Below are 15,063 nucleotides of genomic sequence, written 5' to 3'. Positions count from 1 at the left end.
CTTACCGAGAGGAGGCTAAGTGCTGACCTTCGTACTGTGGTGCATCCTCCTGGTGCTGTGCTGGCCGCTGGCGCTGCTGGCGCTGGTCTTGTATCCGCTGGTGTGGCTGCTGCTGCTGCCCTTCCGGCTGGTGGGGATCGCGGTGGAAGGCGTGCTGCGGTTCTTCCGTGCGCTCATCTTCCTGCCGGCGCGCGTGCTGGGCGGCTGATTCAGGCGCCCATCGTTTTCAGGTTGGGGCTGACAATCAGGCGCGCCTCGGTGGCTCGTTGGACGTCTTCCGCAGTCAGCCCGGGAGCTGCTTCTTCCAGCACCAGCCCTTGCGGCGTCACCTTGATATAGGCCATCTCGGTGACGATGGTGTCCACCACCTTTACGCCTGTCAGCGGCAGCGTGCACTTCTTGAGGATCTTGGGCTGGCCGTCACGCGTGGTGTGTTCCATGGCGATGATCACCCGGCGCGCGCCTGCCACCAGGTCCATGGCGCCGCCCATGCCCTTCACCATCTTGCCCGGGATCATCCAGTTGGCCAGGTTGCCTTCCTCGTCGACCTCCATGGCGCCGAGCACGCTCAGGTCGATGTGCCCGCCGCGGATCATGGCGAAGGAATCGGCGCTGGAGAAATATGCCGTGCCGGGGATCTCGGTCACGGTCTCCTTGCCGGCGTTGATCAGGTCGGGGTCTTCATCGCCTTCAAAGGGATACGGCCCCACGCCCAGCATGCCGTTCTCGCTCTGGAACACGACGTCCATCCCCGGCGGGACGTGGCTTGCGACCAGCGTCGGCATGCCGATGCCGAGATTGACGTAGAATCCGTCGCGCAGCTCGCGCGCCACGCGCTTCACAATGCGGTCGCGCTTCTCAGTGTCCTTCTGTTTGTTCGCGGTCGGTGCGGTCGCCATGGGATTCCGATTCCGGAGAAGACGTAGCGAGCTACGTTTCTACCGGTACGCCTCTACCATTCCGCCTCTTACCACGCCGCTTCGGTCCGTCGGAAGCGGGTTACGGATTCTTCCCACTCCGCCGGGGAGAGGCCGCCGTCGCTTCCGGTTTGTATCCGGTGCTTGCAGGCCGCTCCCAGCAACTGCTGATACGCATCGTCCAGCCCGCCCATGGCATGATCATACGCCGGAGCCATGGCAGCCAGTTCCGCCGCCAGATCGCCCAGCGTCATGTGTCCTTCTTCGTACATGCGCAAGTAGCGCAATACGGTGGAGCGGACCTCTTCGATAGTGCTGTCTGGAGCGGGCATGGACTGGATTGCCGAATTGCTGAATTTACGAATTGCCGAATTGAAAGCAGCTCAGCCGTCACCCTTCAGTTCGACAATCCGTCAATTCACCATCAGCCTCTTTTCCTCACCGTCCTCCGCTCTATCGGTTTCTCCTCGCCCGTTCCCTGGAAGATGCGCTTCACGTAGACGCTGGGCGTATGCACCAGGTCGGGATCGAGGTCCCCGGGCTCCACCAGATGCTCCACTTCGGCGATGGTCACCCGTGCCGCTGTGGCCATCATGGGATTGAAGTTGCGCGCGGTCTTGCGATACACGAGATTGCCCCACCGGTCGCCTTTCCACGCCTTCACGAAAGCGAAGTCGGCGCGCAGCGCGTGCTCCAGGATGTGCGGGCGGCCATGGAAGTCGCGCACTTCCTTGCCGTCGCCCACGACCGTGCCGTAGCCGGTAGGCGTGAAGAACGCCGGGATGCCGGCGCCTCCTGCGCGGATGCGTTCCGCGAACGTGCCCTGCGGAACCAGTTGCAGCTCCACCTCGCCCTTGAGCACCATCTCTTCCAGCAGCTTGTTCTCGCCCACGTAGGTCCCGATATGGCAGCGGATCTGCCGGTTGGCCAGCAGCAGTCCGAGTCCCTTGCCGTCCACGCCGGCGTTGTTGCTGATGGTAGTGAGGTTGCGAACGTTCTTGCGCACCAGCGCCGCGATCAGGTCCTCCGGCATGCCGCACAGCCCGAATCCGCCCACCATGACGGTGGCGCCGTCAGTGACGTCGAAAATTGCCGCCTCGGCGCTGGGGAAGACCTTGTTCATGGAGCGTTCGATTCTAATTACCGCGACGCCGCCGGGCAAATCTCAGCCACAGAGACACTGAGGCGCAGAGAGTGCGGCGCCTTTTATTCAAGCCAAGATTCGCGGTGCATGAGCGAATGCGTCATGAATCAGTCCCGTCTCTGGGTCTCTGTGCCTCTGTGGCTGTTCTTGAATTGCCTGGCGCGTTCGAACTCCTCGCGCAGTTCCGGCGTCCTGAGGTTCTCGCGGATGTGCGCCAGGTGCTGCTCCAGTCGCTGGATGGCCTGCGCGATGTTCTCCGTGTTGGTCAGGGCGATGTCGCGCCAGATGTGATACGGGCTGGCGGCCAGGCGCGTGCTCTCACGCAATGCGCGCCCGCCGACTTGGCTCAAATCCACCTCGGCCCCGAAGTCGGCGGCGAAGTCTTCCCGGAAGTCGGCGAGTGTGGCCGCCAGTGCAGTCGAGAGCATCTGCGACAAGTGGCTGGTCCAGGCGCACAGCAGGTCGTGCTGCTCGGCCCCGAGTGCGACAGTCCGCGCGCCGACCCCTTCCAGCAGGTGGATGTAGTCCGCGACGAGAGGCTGCGTCAGCTCCTGTCCCGCGAGCGGGGTCAGGAACCAGACGGCCCCGCGAAACAATTCACCGTCGGCCTGCTCGATGCCGGAGAGTTCCTTGCCCGCCATCGGATGTCCGGGCAGGAACCGCTGAGCCGCCCTTTCGCCGAAGACTATGCGAGCCCGGCGCGCGATCTCCGCCTTGGTGCTGCCCACGTCGGTCAGCAACGTGTCCGGTGGAAGGCAGGGACCAAGCCGATCGATGAGGTCCAGAATCTGTCCCACCGGCGCCGCCAGCACCACAATCCGGCTGCCTTCGGCGGCCCGCACAGCGTCAGTGAAGCCGTCGTCGATAGCGTTGCGCGCGCAGGCCTCCGCCAGAATTTCCTCCCGATCGCAGCCGACCACGCGCTCCACCAGGCGGCGCTGGCGTAGGGCCAGGGCGAGCGACCCTCCGATCAACCCGGTCCCGACCACGGTGATCTGCCGGATGGTCATCGGCGCGGCCTGCGCGTTGTGCCCTGCTTCTCCACCAGTTCCTCGCGTTGCAGCTCGCGCATGGCCTGGATGATGCGCCGGTAAATGCGTGTGAGCTGCAGATCGCTCAGCGGCCCGCGATTGTGGCTGCGGACGTTCCCCAGAATCACGCGCTCGCGCCGCGGCTCGTAGATCGGCAGGTCGGTCGAACGCTTCAGCCGCCCGATCTGTTGTGCGGCGCGCGCGCGCTGGTTGAGCGCCCGCACCAGGTGGCGGTCCAGCTTGTCGATTTCTTTGCGGAAATGTGCGATGTCCATGGGACGAACGAGCAATAAGCGATCAGCAATAGGCGATAAGTAAACGATTCCTGATTGTTCGAAGCGTTTCGCTTACCGCTTGCGGCTTATTGCTTACCGCTTCTCAGTCTAGCAATCAATTCTGCCACGGCCTTCGCCGCCATCGGTCGCGAACCACTGCGCTCCACGGCGTCCACAATCGCACTGCCTACCACCACCGCATCCGCGAAGCGGCCCACGGCCCGGAACTGCGGCGCCGTGGAGATTCCGAAGCCGACCGCGATGGGCAGGTCGGTGAAGCGGCGAAGACGCGTGACCAGCCTCCGGGCATCGCCCGAAAGCTCACGCCGCGCGCCCGTCACGCCCGTGCGCGAGATAGCGTAGACGAAGCCCGTGGACGCTTGCGCGATGCGGCGCAGCCGCGCGTCGGTGCTGGTCGGAGCCGCCAAAAAGACCGTCGCCAAACCCCGCGCACGCATCTGCCGCCGGTACTCACCGGCTTCCTCGACCGTCAGGTCGGTGATGAGCGCGCCGTCCACGCCCGCTCGTGCAGCCGCGTTGCAGAAGCGCTCCAGGCCGAAGCGAAGCACGGGATTGAAATACGAAAAGACGATTAGCCCAGCCTCGGGCCGCGCGCGGCGCAACTCACGCCCAAGTTGCAGCACGTCTTCCAGCGTGGTGCCGCGCTCGAGCGCGCGACAGCTCGCGCGCTGGATCACCGGACCGTCGGCCAGCGGATCGCTGAACGGAACACCCAGCTCGATCACCGCCGCCCCGGCGTCGATGGCCGCCAACGCTACGGCGCGCGTTGTGGCCAGGTCAGGAAAACCGCACGTCAGGTAGGCAATCAGCGCCGGACGAGTTTGGAATCGAACGGGCATGCAGAAGGTAGGAGCTCACTCTCCTACGAACTCGCCGTTCGGACCCATGATGAAGTCATCCGTAAGCGGAATGAATGTCCGCCATCCCCCGTCGTCCACGGATCCCAGGACACGGAGGTTCCCGCCCCGCTCGTCGTCCCACATCACGTCGATCTCCACTTGGTACGGCTTTCCATCTTCGCCGCTGATCACTTCCTTGTACATGTTCTTGCCGACCATCTCTTCCAGGTTCTGGTAGGGCTGCACGCGGAGCGCCTTCATCTCCGCGTGGAGCACGCCGTAGGCGATTTCGTGATTCATCGGAGTCCGCCAGAGTGTTCAACAAGGATCCCCATGTCCTTGTCTCCGCGCCCGGAGAGATTGATCAGGATGATGTCGCTCTTTTTCATCTGCGGTGCGCGCTTCACCGCTTCCGCCACAGCGTGCGCCGACTCCAGCGCCGGAATGATGCCTTCGGTTCGCGCCAGCAGGCGGCATGCGGCCAAGGCTTCGCGGTCCGATGCTGCCACATATTCGGCTCGGCCGGCATCGCGCAGCGCGGCGTGCTCCGGTCCGATGGCCGGATAATCGAGCCCGGCGGAAACGGAATGCGTCGGCGCGATCTGCCCCGCCGCATCCTGCAGCAGGTAGGAGTACGTTCCTTGCAGGACGCCGGGCGCGCCGCCGCGGAACCGTGCGGCGTGCTGGCCGAGCCTGCGGCCGCAGCCGCCGGCTTCCACTCCGACCAGCTTCACCTTCCCGTCTCTGAGAAAGCGATGGAAGATGCCGATGGCATTCGAGCCGCCGCCCACGCATGCCATCACCGCGCTCGGCAGCCGGCCTTCGGCGGCCAGAATCTGCTGCCGCGCTTCACGCCCAATGACCGACTGAAAATCGCGCACCATGGTGGGATACGGATGGGCGCCCAGCACGCTCCCCAGCAGGTAGTGCGTGGTGCGCACGTTCGTCACCCAGTCGCGCATGGCTTCGCTGATGGCGTCCTTCAGCGTGCGCGAGCCCGCATCCACCCCGCGGACTTCCGCACCCAGCAGGCGCATGCGAAAGACGTTCAGCTCCTGCCGGCGCATGTCTTCCGTGCCCATGTACACCACGCACTGGAAGCCAAACAGCGCGCAGACCGTGGCCGTGGCTACGCCGTGCTGTCCCGCGCCGGTCTCGGCGACCACGCGATGCTTGCCCATGCGCTCCACCAGCAGCGCCTGGCCGAGGCAGTTGTTGATCTTGTGCGCGCCCGTGTGCAGCAGGTCTTCGCGCTTCAGGTAGATCCTCGCGCCGCCGAGTTTCTTGGTCAGCCGTTCGGCGAAGAACAGCGGCGTGGGCCGCCCGGCGTAGTGGTGTAGCAGGTCATCGAGACGCCGCTGGAAACCACGGTCGCGCCGCGCGCGATTGTAGGCGCCCTCCAATTCCTCCAGCGCCGCCATCAGCGTCTCGGGAACGTAACGTCCGCCGTAGGGACCGAAGCGCCCGGGCGTCCCGGCCGTGCTCCCCTTGCGGCTCACAGGCGTGAGGACTCCTTGTCCGCCTGTCGCACTGCCTCGATGAATGCGCGGACTTTTTCGGGGTCCTTCTTGCCTGCTTCTCGCTCGACGCCTGAAACCACGTCCACGCCCCAGGGACGTAGCCTCTGAAGGGCCTCAGCGACATTCTCAGGGGTCAACCCTCCCGCGACGATGACCTTAACGAAGGAAGACATCATCGTGATTAGAATGCTTCCGCGGATCCAATCGAACGGTGCTCCCGTGCCTCCACGCTTCTGCGGAGTGCCGGAATCCACCAGTAACGCGTCAATGTTGCCCGTGCGTACCGGCTCCCCGCCCGGTCCACGCTCGACAATCCCCAGAAGGGCCGGATCCCAGCCAATGGCATCGGCTTCGTGAGAATCGTCCAACCATGGTATGAGGGGTCCGGCGCGAATCACTCTCAAGGGACGTTCTCCCGAGGATGCCCGCTTTATCGCACGAGGCGTCTCCGGCGGCTCGTCGCCATGCAACTGAATCGCGGTGAGTCCGGCTTGGTCCGCGACCTCCAGAATCCGCTGGACCGGCTCGTTCACGAACACCCCGACCTTTTCGACCTCGGCTGGCAGCTCCGCAATGATCTGCCGCGCCCGCTCCGCCGTCACTCGTCGCGGACTCTCTGCGAACACGAAGCCCAGCGCATCCGCGCCTGCGTCAACCGCTAAGCGCGCGTCCTCAGGATTCGTCGTCCCGCAGATTTTCACCCAAGGCATAAGAGCAGTCGCCGGTGTTCAGTTGTCAGTCTAAAGAATCGGAGCTTTGTATCAGGGCACGACTTTAGTCGTGCCGCACGAGCCGAGATAAAGCCGGGGCTTTAGCCGCTGCAAAAACCCTACCCTGCCACTGCTCCGGCCCGCGCCTCCGCCAGCAGGCGCGCCAGGGCGTCGCCGGGCGCGTCTTCCCGCATCAGCGACTCGCCGATCAGGAACGCGCGGTAGCCCGCGTCCCGCAGTCGCGCAATGTCCGCGCCCGACTGAATGCCGCTCTCCGCCACGCGCACGACGTTCGCCGGGATGCTCGGCCCCAACCGCAGCGCCGTACCCAGGTCTACCTGGAATGTTTTCAGATCGCGGCTGTTCACGCCGATCAGGTCGCAACCGGAGGCCAGGGCGCGCTCCAGTTCGCGCTCGTCATGCACTTCGCACAAAACGTCGAGCCCCATCTCGCGGCTCTTCGCCGTCAGGGCCCGCAGGTCGCGATCGCTCAGCGCGGCCACGATGAGCAGCACCGCATCCGCGGCGAACGCCCGCGCCTCCACTACCTGGAATTCATCGACGATGAAGTCCTTGCGCAGGCACGGCAGCGGGCTGGCGGCGGAAGCCTCGCTCAAATCGGCCAGCGAGCCCTGAAAGAATTCCTCGTCGGTCAGCACGCTCAGTGCCGTAGCGCCGCCGTGCGTGAGCTGCCACGCTAGCGTCGCCACCTGGAAGCTGCCGCGAATGAGCCCACGTGAAGGCGAAGCCCGCTTGATCTCCGCGATGACGGCCGCACCCTTGGCGGCGTCGCGCTCCAGCGCCTGGCGGAATCCGCGCGGGGTATGCGCCGCCGCGCGGCGCTCCAGCTCGGCGCGGTCCGCAGTGCGTTTGGCGTCCGCTACGCGTTCCCGCGTGCGCGCCACGATCTGGTCCAGCGTCACGGCCATGACAAGCCTCCGAGTATAAATCCTCAGGGAGGTCTTCATTCCCGACCGCGGCGATGCGGTTGCGCCGGCGTCCTTGCCGGCTGTCTTGCGCGCAGCTTGCCCGCGGCTCCCGGATCCTATCCGCAACGCGCCGTCTCTGCTTGACACCCGGTCTCCCCGCAGCTACGTTCGTGACACACTTCTGATGCCCACGCGTTCCCCCAAGCGCAAGTCCAAGGCAGGTCTCCGCCGCGACCCGGCCTCGACCTATTCCGTACTTTTGGACGTAATGCGCTCTCTGGCCGTCGAGCGCCAGCTCGACGACCTGTTGGTTAAGATCACGCAGAAGGCCTCCGAGGTGCTCGACGCCGACCGCTCCACCATCTTCCTCATCGACGAAGACAAGGGCGAGCTCTGGTCCAAGGTGGCGCAGGGCGCCGACATGAAGGAGATCCGCGTCCCGCTTACTGCCGGCATCGCCGGCTACGTCGGCCGCACCGGCAAGACCCTCAACATCCCCGACGCCTATCAGGACCCGCGCTTCAACATCGACGTGGACAAGCGCACCGGCTACCGCACCCGCACTATCCTGGCCGCGCCCATGTGCAATCCCGAGGGCAGGATTCTGGGCGTCGTGCAGGTGCTGAACAAGAGCCACGGCATCTTCACCGCGGATGACGAGACTCTGCTCGAGGCCTTCGCCTCGCAGGCCGCCATCGCGGTGCAGAACGCGCTGCTCAACGAAGAAGTGCAGAAGCGCATGAAGACCTCGGAGATCCTGCTCAGCGTCATGCGCGAGGTCTCCGCCGAGTTGGAGATCGACCGCCTGCTGCAGACCATCGTGGCCCAGACCTCGGCAGCCATGAACGCCGAGCGCTGCACCCTCTTCCTGGTGGACCGCGTCACCGGCGAACTGTGGTCCAAGGTGGCGCAGGGCCCGGAGATGAAGGAAATCCGCGTGCCCAAGGGCGCGGGCATCGTCGGCTACGTGGCCAACACCGGGAACACCGTCAACATCCCGGATGCCTACAAGGACCCGCGCTTCAACCCCGAGGTAGACAAGCGCACCGGCTACCGCACCCGCTCCATCCTTACCATGCCGGTCCGCGATGAGAAGCAGGAGATCATCGGCGTCATGCAGGTGCTCAACAAACGCACCGGACCCTTCAGCGCCGAGGACGAGGAGCTGATGGGCGCGCTGGCCTCGCAGACCGCCATTGCGCTGGAGAACTCGCGCATGTTCGAGGAAGTGCGCTACATGAAGAACTACAACGAGAGCATGCTGCGCACCATGGCCACCGGCGTGGTCACGCTCGATCCCGACGGCGGCCTGGCCTACTGCAACCTGGCCGGTCTGGACATCTTCTGGCGCGGCAACGAACTCGAGCCCGGCCAGCCCTACACGCAGTTTTTCGGCCGCGACCAGAATCCGGAGATCGTCGACGCCATTGGCCGCGTGGTCGCGGGCGGCGAAAGCTACACCGCCTACGACCTGAAGTACCTCAAGGGAGAGGAGGACACCATGAACATCAACCTCCACGTCCTGCCTCTCCGCGACAGCAAGGAAAAATCTCTGGGCGTGGTGATCGTCGCCGACGACATCACCCAGGAGCAGCGGCTGATGTCCACCCTCTCCCGCTACGTCACTCGCCAGATCGCCGAGCAGCTCCTCAAAGACCGCGACCGGTTGAAGCTGGGCGGCAACCGGTCGGTCGTCGCCGTGCTCTTCTCCGACATCCGCAACTTCACCACGCTTTCCGAGCGCCTGACCGCGGAAGAAGTCGTCGAGATGCTCAACGATTACTTCACGCGCATGATCGACCCCATCTTCCGCTACGAGGGGACGCTGGATAAGTTCATCGGCGACGCTATCATGGCGGTGTTCGGAGCCCCCGTCAGCCACGAGGACGACTGCCTGCGCGCCGTGCGCTGCGCCCGCGAGATGCGCCGCGCCCTGCGCGAATACAACCGCGAGCGCGCCGCCCGGGGCCTGCCCACCATCGAGACCGGCATCGGCATCACCTGGGGCGAGGCGGTCAGCGGCAACATCGGCTCCGAGCAGCGCATGGACTACACCGTGATCGGCGACACCGTGAACGTTGCTTCACGCCTGGAAGGCCTGACCAAGGCCTATCCCTGCAAGATCCTGGTCAACGACCTCATTTACGAAGCGGTCCGGAGTGAGATCGAGTGCGTCGACCTGGGTTCCGCGCAAGTCAAGGGCAAGGAAGGCAGTGTGCGCATCTACGGCGTCCCAGACCCCGTGGACTGAGGCGGTGACTCCGCGTCTCGCAGTTATCTATCAGGCATCCTGCCGGAGCCAGGAGTTTCCCGGAATAGGACGCCGGCGTCCCCTGTCAATTTGTGTAATTGACACCCCCTGTCCGGCGCGTTACCGTGTGTGCCAGAGTGGCTCCCAGCAAACCATTCCTGGCTCTTTCGCGGGAGGTCTCCGCCTGATTTCCGCATTCTTAGTAGCGCCGGTGTCCCGCCGGCTGTCGCGCGGGCAACCTGCCCGCGCGCGAGCGCACCTCCGCGGCCTGAGTTGAAGGGTGCGCTCCCGCTCCCGGAGGGGGCGATGATCGGCAAGACCATCGGCCAGTACCGCGTCGACCAGAAGCTGGGCGAAGGCGGCATGGGCGTGGTGTACCGCGCCACCGACCTGCAACTGGACCGCCCGGTGGCCATCAAGATGCTTTCCCACATCCCGCCCGGCTTTCAGCGCGAGGCCATGGCCCGCTTTCTGCGCGAAGCCAAGGCGTCCTCAGCCCTGCAGCATCCCGCCATCCTGGTGCTCTACCAGATGGGAACGGAGAATGACACGCCCTACATCGTGATGGAGTACGTCGAGGGGCAGACGCTGAAGTCCATCATCGGCGGCCGGCCCATGCCCATCCGGCAGCTCTGTGAGACCGCCATCCAGGTGGCCAGCGGCCTGGCGGCGGCGCACGAGAAGGGCATCATCCATCGCGATATCAAGTCGCAGAACATCATGGTCACCCACCGCGGGCAGGCCAAGATTTTTGACTTCGGCCTGGCCAAGTTCAAGGAGCAGGTCAAGTCTGGAGTCGCCGCCCCGCGCCAGGACAAGACCATGGTGTATGACGCCACGGCGCTTTCCGTCGAGCCCGACCCGAAGGAGTTCAAGACCCAGGCCGGCCAGGTGATGGGCACCGCCAGCCATATGTCGCCGGAGCAGGCCATGGGCGCCGAAGTGGACACGCGCACCGACATTTTTTCCTTCGGCGTCATGCTGTACGAAATGGCTACCGGACAGCAGGCGTTCGAGTCCGAATCCATTGGGGCCACGCTGCTGAACATCCTGAAGAAAGAGCCGCGCCCCGCGCGTGAAGTGAATCCCGAGCTGCCGCCGGAACTGCACGAGCTCATCCATATGTGCATCCGCAAGCAGCGCGAGGAGCGGCCCAGCGCCGACGAGATCGTTACCCGGCTGCAGAAGATCCAGGCAGCGCTCTCCGGCCGAGTTCCCTCCGGCATGCGGCCCGCCGCACCGGCTCCGGCCGCCGGGGTTGCGGCGGCCGCGCCTACCGCCATGGCCGTGCCGCCCGCGCCGACCGCCATGCACGTCCCGGAAGCGGCGCCGCCTCCGCCCCGGCGCACCGTTGCACCCTGGCAGGGAACCCGCACCTTCTCCGATCGCACACCCTCCGGCGCAGGTACGCCCGTAGCCACGCCGCCACCGCCAGCCAGCCGCACGGTAGCGCCTCCGCCCGCGCCCCCTCCTGAGCCCAGGGCGCCGGCGCGCTACGTTCGCGAATCCGGGGCCGCGCCACCGCTGCGCGAGGTCGAGATGCCTCCGCCTCCCTCCCAGGCCCGGCGGGAGATGTACTGGACGCTGAAGATCGTGCGCGTCCTCGTCTCCTACGGCTCCATGCTCGTGCCTTTCGCTTTCTTCCTGCACTTCGTGGTGGCCGGCGGCCTGCTCAAGGAGAAGGTCATTGCGGGTACGCCGCTGATGGGCCTGATCCAGCACATCGCCATCCCGGTGGAGCTGCTGGCGCGCAGCATCGTCGCCGGAAGCTGGAGGTTCCTCGGCCTGGACTGGCTGATCTTTGCCCTCGGACTGCTGATGGTGGCGCTGCGCTTCGCCGTCGTCATCCCCCTGGAGCGCGCCGAGCGCTGGGCCAAAGGCGGAAGGCGGTAAGCCCTCCAACACTAACCAGGCCATATGCGGGGGATTGAAAGCTGGAAGCTGAGTGCTGGTGCCGAAGAAGGGACTCGAACCCCCACGCCCTTGCGGGCACATGGACCTGAACCATGCGCGTCTGCCAATTCCGCCACTTCGGCACATCGGAGACGGGGCGTCCGCCGGTGGCGGACTCGTCTCATGGCAGGAACAACACTTCTATTTTCGGTGAGGCCAGCGAGGCTGTCAAACCGATCAGAGAGACGCAGCAAGCTGCGTCTCTACGAGACAGCATCAGTCAGAATCTATCAGACGCTGCCCCCCGGCCGCCCAATCAGGCGCTCGATGCGCTTGGGGATGGGCGGGTGGGTGGAGAACAGGCTGGCAAAGTCGGCGCCGGTCAGCGGCTGCACGATGAACAGGTGCGCGCTGGAGGGTGAAGCCGCCATAGGCAGGCGCTTGGAGTAAGCGTCCAGCTTTTCCAGGGCGCGGGCCAGGCCATAGGGATTGCCGGTCAGTTCGGCTCCGGTGGCGTCGGCGGCGTACTCGCGCGAGCGCGAGACGGCGAACTGGATGAGCATGGCCGCCAGCGGCGCGAGAAGCAGCATGAGCAGCGCCCCGATACCGCCACCGCGATCGCGGTCGTCGCGGCTGTAGCCGCCGAAGATCAAGCCGAAGCGGCCGATCTCGGCCAGCCAGGTGATAGCCCCGGCGAGGGTAGCGGCAATCGAGCTGATGAGGATGTCGCGGTTGCGCACATGGCCCAGCTCGTGCGCCAGCACGCCTTCCAGTTCCTCGTTGCTCAGCAGCTTGAGAATCCCCATGGTGACGGCCACGGACGCGTGCTGCGGGTTGCGGCCTGTGGCAAACGCATTTGGTGAATCTGTGGGGATGACATACAGCTTAGGCATGGGCATGCCCATGCGCTGCGTCAGGCGCTCGACGATGTCATAGACCTGCGGCAACTGCTCGCGCGTGACAGGTTGCGCGCGATAGGCTGCCAATGCCAGCTTGTCGGAAAAAAAGTAGGCGACAAAGTTCATCACCACGGCCAGCCCCAGCGCCAGCACCATGCCGCTCTGGCCGCCGAAGGCGCGCCCGAGCGACACCAGCAGAAGGGTCATCGCGGTGAGAAGGAATGCGGTCTTGAAAGTGTTTCCCATAGCTCCTTTCGTGCCTCACATCACAACATTAGATGCCGGTGAGGAGTGGCGAGTACCGAGTTGCGAGTACCCAGTACCCAGTGTTTCCCCCTCGGGCCGGGATCAGGGACGGTACCGGAATTTCCTCCTTCCTCCGAGTCAAACAAATCCACTAATAAGTACGAAGTTGCGAGGCTGTGGTTCCGGAAGCTAACCGGCTTTTTTCGTTCGACTTAGAGCGCGCGCCAGGGTGAGGTCGAGGGCGGCCTTGGTTTTCTCGTACTCCTCGGGGGAGAGACGGCCCTGCTGGCGGTCGACTTCGAGGGCGAAGAGCTCTTCTTTCAGGGCGTCGAGCAACAACGCAGAACGCGTGGGAGCGGAGGGCAAGGCAGCCGTAGCGCCCGCTGCCGACGGTCGCGGGACGGCGACGGCAGAACCGCCGCCCGGGGCGGGAGCGAGGCGCGGGCGGCGCATCATCATGATGGCGCCGAACGTGAGCAACACGGCAAAGCCGCCGAGGATCCACCCCATCTGACCTTGCAGCGGGTTGGGGCCCTCAGAAGGCGGGCCGAGGCCGCCGCCCGGACCCTGACGCTGGCCCTCGGCAGCGGCAGAGGCTGCACCGCCCGAGCCTCCGGCACTCGAAGCGATCTCCGGCATGGTGCCGGTGCCCGCGATGCGATACGCCGGTTCGCTTCCGGGCGCAACCGTAGTGGCCACGTGGATGAGCGCACCCTGGTCCTCCATGTTCTGCTCAAAGCCGGCGGAACCGGGCGCGGGCGTGAACTGCATGGAAGTGGGATGCATCACTACCAGGTGCTCGACCGGCAAGGTGAGCCGCGGCTTGAAGTCGAGATGTCCGCTGTAAGGCAGCCGGTAGGAGAGCTGGAAGCGGGTTTCGCCCGGGCGGATAGGAAAGACGAAGCCGTAGTGCCCCTTGTCGTCCATGGGCACGGGCGAAGAATTCACCGGCAGGCCGCCGGGTCCGGCGACGAGCGCGCTGTCAATCTGGGCTCCGGCGGGCAGGTAGATTTGGAGCGTGCGTTTGTCCATCCAGGTGCGCGGCGGGCTGGATTCGTTCTTGATACCGTAGACCTCGGTCACCTGCAGCCCGGAGGCGTCGGCCTGGTAGCGGAGGACGTTGACGATGCCGCGGATGCCCTCGACCCTGGCTGCCGCGTCGTAAACTTCCACTTCGACGGACTCGGTGCCCGGCGGCGCCTGGCGAAAGTAGTTCACGTCCTGGTGGTTGACGCGCACCATGTGGGGCACAGCGGCGTCAGCCAGCTTGAAGGAAAAACGGCCCTGGGCGTCGGCCTGAGTACGCGCCTCTTCGTCCATGCCCTGATCCATTCGCAGGAGCACAACTTCGGCTCGGGCCTGGGGTTTGCCGGTGGTCAAGTTGCGGACCGTGCCGGCGAGCGACTGGCCAAGGGCCGAGAGGGGAAGGACGAGGAGAGCGACGAGTGCGATTCGGCGATGGAAGTTCATGAGATTGGAAAATGAAGAATGCAAAATGAAAATGGAGAAACCATGACCCCAGGTCCCTCGACTCGGGTTTGCCGCGCTTGTGGGAGAGCGAGGACCGCGGGCCCTTCTTCGCTCTGGATGACGCCGCAGGGTTGGGGTGCAACCATCACGCGTGGGCTCCTTGCATCTGGGAGCGTTCGATGTCGTCTATCTCGGCGAGGACCTGGGCGGCTTCAGCTTCCAGCGCATCGCGCATGGCGAAGTAGTCGCGCTCGGGGAACTTGCCGGCTTTGAACTCGAAATTGAGGTCGCGGAGGTTCTCGTAGACCACGTCCTTGCGCTCGAGAAGATAGGCGAGGCGGGTCTTCTCCGGGGTGGCGTACTCGGGCTCGCGCACATAGAAGACATAGACCAGCACCAGCACAGTGAACAGGATGCAGGCGGCGGCGATCATAGCTCCGTCTCCCGGCGGGCGCGTTCGCGATAGGCGTCGAGGGTCGGGGAGGCGAGCGGAACGCCGGCTGTGGCGGCGTGCATGCGCCAGCGCTGCACCACCCAGACCACCAGCAGCGTACCGAACAGGAACGTCACTGCGGGCATGATCCAGGCGACCAGATTAAAGCCCTTGGCTTCGGGCGCCGCCAGCACGGTTTCGCCGTATTTCTGGATGAAGGCCTGGCGGATGAGGTCGTCAGAATCGCCGCGCGTCAGCGCCACCTGCAGTTCCTTGGTCATGCGATCGGAGGCCGAGCAGCCCACGTGGTTGCACTGCAGCAGGATCTGGCGGCATCCGCAGGTGCACATCAGCGAATTGCCCAGTTCCTGGTAGCGGGCGGTGGTGTCGCCGGCGCCGAGGGTGAGAAGCGCAAGAACGAGGACTGCCAGCACGCGGAGGACGCGCGTCGTCTTGCTGCGAGCAGGGATTCCTCGCTTCGCTCG

General features: G+C 65.2%; 17 protein-coding genes and 1 tRNA gene. 3 read left to right on the top strand and 15 right to left on the bottom strand.

Translation table 11 applies throughout. The features are described from left to right. Positions 1-19 precede the first annotated feature (19 nt). Positions 20-208 (top strand): hypothetical protein, encoded by a 189-nt coding sequence (locus VNK82_02735; protein HXE89856.1) that lies wholly within the window; start codon positions 20-22, stop codon positions 206-208. Position 209: 1 nt separating this feature from the next. On the opposite strand, the gene VNK82_02730 is transcribed toward VNK82_02735, so the two are convergent. The 10 genes from VNK82_02730 to trpC form a co-directional block, all read right to left on the bottom strand. After that, on the bottom strand, positions 210-899 hold the full coding sequence (locus VNK82_02730; protein HXE89855.1) for a CoA transferase subunit B: 690 nt from the start codon (positions 897-899) through the stop codon (positions 210-212). Between the two features lie 68 nt (positions 900-967). After that, positions 968-1,249: a hypothetical protein gene (locus VNK82_02725; protein HXE89854.1), complete on the bottom strand. Its 282-nt coding sequence runs from the start codon at positions 1,247-1,249 to the stop codon at positions 968-970. 92 nt (positions 1,250-1,341) lie between these two features. Further along, the gene (locus VNK82_02720) at positions 1,342-2,040 is read right to left on the bottom strand and encodes a CoA transferase subunit A (protein ID HXE89853.1); all 699 of its coding nucleotides are present in this window, start codon (positions 2,038-2,040) and stop codon (positions 1,342-1,344) included. Positions 2,041-2,168: 128 nt separating this feature from the next. Beyond that, the gene (locus VNK82_02715; GenBank protein ID HXE89852.1) at positions 2,169-3,071 is read right to left on the bottom strand and encodes a prephenate dehydrogenase; all 903 of its coding nucleotides are present in this window, start codon (positions 3,069-3,071) and stop codon (positions 2,169-2,171) included. Next, on the bottom strand, positions 3,068-3,367 hold the full coding sequence (locus tag VNK82_02710) for a chorismate mutase (GenBank protein ID HXE89851.1): 300 nt from the start codon (positions 3,365-3,367) through the stop codon (positions 3,068-3,070). Before VNK82_02710 ends, VNK82_02715 begins: the two co-directional genes overlap by 4 nt. 86 nt (positions 3,368-3,453) lie before the next feature. Further along, positions 3,454-4,227 carry a tryptophan synthase subunit alpha gene (trpA, locus tag VNK82_02705; protein HXE89850.1) on the bottom strand — a complete coding sequence of 258 codons (774 nt, stop codon included), beginning with the start codon at positions 4,225-4,227 and terminating at the stop codon, positions 3,454-3,456. Between the two features lie 15 nt (positions 4,228-4,242). Continuing rightward, on the bottom strand, positions 4,243-4,527 hold the full coding sequence (locus VNK82_02700; GenBank protein ID HXE89849.1) for a hypothetical protein: 285 nt from the start codon (positions 4,525-4,527) through the stop codon (positions 4,243-4,245). Continuing rightward, positions 4,524-5,726, bottom strand: a complete 1,203-nt coding sequence (gene trpB, locus VNK82_02695) for a tryptophan synthase subunit beta (protein HXE89848.1) — start codon at positions 5,724-5,726, stop codon at positions 4,524-4,526. The genes VNK82_02700 and trpB overlap by 4 nt, the downstream gene beginning before the upstream one ends. Next, positions 5,723-6,457, bottom strand: a complete 735-nt coding sequence (locus tag VNK82_02690; GenBank protein HXE89847.1) for a phosphoribosylanthranilate isomerase — start codon at positions 6,455-6,457, stop codon at positions 5,723-5,725. Before VNK82_02690 ends, trpB begins: the two co-directional genes overlap by 4 nt. A gap of 119 nt (positions 6,458-6,576) precedes the next feature. Then, positions 6,577-7,386: an indole-3-glycerol phosphate synthase TrpC gene (gene trpC / locus VNK82_02685; GenBank protein HXE89846.1), complete on the bottom strand. Its 810-nt coding sequence runs from the start codon at positions 7,384-7,386 to the stop codon at positions 6,577-6,579. 184 nt (positions 7,387-7,570) lie between these two features. Here trpC and VNK82_02680 point away from each other — a divergent pair, with 184 nt between their 5' ends. Further along, positions 7,571-9,637, top strand: coding sequence for a GAF domain-containing protein (locus VNK82_02680; GenBank protein ID HXE89845.1), 2,067 nt, complete (start codon positions 7,571-7,573; stop codon positions 9,635-9,637). Between the two features lie 306 nt (positions 9,638-9,943). Beyond that, entirely contained in the window at positions 9,944-11,530 is a 1,587-nt protein-coding gene (locus VNK82_02675; protein ID HXE89844.1) for a serine/threonine-protein kinase, read from the top strand. Between the two features lie 56 nt (positions 11,531-11,586). Here the strand turns inward: VNK82_02675 and VNK82_02670 are convergent. The 5 genes from VNK82_02670 to VNK82_02650 all read right to left on the bottom strand — a co-directional run bounded on the left by VNK82_02670 (position 11,587) and on the right by VNK82_02650 (position 15,012). Then, positions 11,587-11,673 (bottom strand) — tRNA-Leu (locus tag VNK82_02670). A 147-nt stretch (positions 11,674-11,820) separates the two neighbouring features. Continuing rightward, positions 11,821-12,636, bottom strand: coding sequence for a zinc metalloprotease HtpX (locus VNK82_02665; protein HXE89843.1), 816 nt, complete (start codon positions 12,634-12,636; stop codon positions 11,821-11,823). Positions 12,637-12,864: 228 nt separating this feature from the next. Next, entirely contained in the window at positions 12,865-14,145 is a 1,281-nt protein-coding gene (locus VNK82_02660) for a carboxypeptidase-like regulatory domain-containing protein (GenBank protein ID HXE89842.1), read from the bottom strand. Between the two features lie 145 nt (positions 14,146-14,290). Continuing rightward, the gene (locus VNK82_02655; GenBank protein ID HXE89841.1) at positions 14,291-14,578 is read right to left on the bottom strand and encodes a hypothetical protein; all 288 of its coding nucleotides are present in this window, start codon (positions 14,576-14,578) and stop codon (positions 14,291-14,293) included. Then, entirely contained in the window at positions 14,575-15,012 is a 438-nt protein-coding gene (locus tag VNK82_02650; GenBank protein ID HXE89840.1) for a cytochrome c-type biogenesis protein CcmH, read from the bottom strand. The genes VNK82_02655 and VNK82_02650 overlap by 4 nt, the downstream gene beginning before the upstream one ends. Positions 15,013-15,063: the final 51 nt, after the last annotated feature.

Source organism: Terriglobales bacterium, assembly GCA_035573675.1.
In the GTDB taxonomy this organism is placed as follows: Bacteria; Acidobacteriota; Terriglobia; order Terriglobales; family Acidobacteriaceae; genus DATMAB01.
The sequence above is the reverse complement of the archived record's forward strand: the minus strand, read 5'-3'. Positions and strand labels throughout refer to the sequence as shown.